The sequence below is a fragment of the Agitococcus lubricus genome, assembly GCF_003051055.1.
In the GTDB taxonomy this organism is placed as follows: domain Bacteria; phylum Pseudomonadota; class Gammaproteobacteria; order Pseudomonadales; family Moraxellaceae; genus Agitococcus; species Agitococcus lubricus.
This window is the reverse complement of sequence record NZ_QAON01000063.1, coordinates 1-1199: the sequence shown is the minus strand read 5'-3', so window position 1 is coordinate 1199 and position 1199 is coordinate 1. Positions and strand designations below refer to the sequence as shown.

Annotated in this window: 1 protein-coding gene; it reads left to right on the top strand. The window is 47.8% G+C overall.

The window, feature by feature from the left end; translation table 11 throughout:
- Positions 1-71 precede the first annotated feature (71 nt).
- Positions 72-1159, top strand: a protein-coding gene (locus tag C8N29_RS16630) for an IS3 family transposase (RefSeq protein WP_107867178.1) whose coding sequence is annotated in 2 segments (ribosomal slippage) — positions 72-333 and positions 333-1159 — 1089 coding nt in all. Because the reading frame shifts where the segments join, the coding sequence is not laid out codon by codon here.
- Positions 1160-1199: the final 40 nt, after the last annotated feature.

Here is a 1199-nt window from a genome sequence, read left to right as displayed (position 1 = left end):
GGTAATCATCCCTAAAAATAACCGCTTTCAAAAGTAGAATTTTCTCGTAGGATAAACGCAGGAGATTCTGCATGAAGACATCAAAATTTAGTGACAGCCAGATCATGGCTATTCTCAAACAAGCTGAAGCTGGGACACCTGTGCCCGAATTGTGCCGTGAGCACATCATTAGCTCAGCGACTTTTTACAAATGGCGGTCACGATTCGGTGGCATGGATGCCTCCATGATGGCTCGGCTGAAGGAATTGGAAGCTGAAAATACCCGCTTGAAAAAGATGTATGCCGAAGAACGGCTCAAAGCCGAAATACTCAAAGAGGCCATTGAAAAAAAGTGGTAAAGCCGTCGCGCCGGCGGGAGTTGGCGCAAAAGGCGGTGAAAGAAAAAGCCATCTCTGTGCGTCTCGCGTGTGTCCTGTTTGGCATTAGCGAAACCTGCTATCGCTATCAGGCGAAGCTCAGTGATGAGAACGCCGAGATTGCTGATTGGTTGATACGGCTGACCACGAATCAGCGCAATTGGGGCTTTGGCATGTGTTTTTACTTCTTACGCAACGTGAAGCGTTTTCACTGGAATCATAAGCGCGTGCGTCGGATTTATTGTGAACTGGAGCTAAACTTGCGCATCCAGCCGAAGAAACGGTTAAAGCGTGATACCCCGGATGCCTTGGCCGTACCAGATGCTATCAATGAATGTTGGTCTATGGATTTTATGCATGACCAATTGGAGGACGGGCGTAGTTTCCGGTTACTCAATGTGATTGACGACTTTAATCGTGAAGGGCTGGCTATTGAAGTGGACTTTTCATTGCCCTCAGAGCGTGTTGTGCGTACGCTGAACCAAATCATTGAGTGGCGTGGAAAGCCTAAACAAATTCGCAGTGATAACGGCCCCGAATACATCAGTTCGGTGTTGGCGACATGGGCTGAAAAACAGGGCGTAGAGCTGAAGTTTATTCAGCCTGGCAATCCGCAACAAAATGCGTATGTGGAACGCTACAATCGCACGGTTCGCTACGACTGGCTCAATCAATATCTGTTTAGCAGTATTGCCGAAGTTCAGGAACAGGCGACAAAATGGCTGTGGTTTTATAATCATGAACGACCGAACAAGGCGAATGGCGGGAGACCGCCAAAGCAAAAGCTGGCTCTAGTGGCCTAAACCTCTACTTTTAACTTCGGTTAAAAAGGGGATGATTACC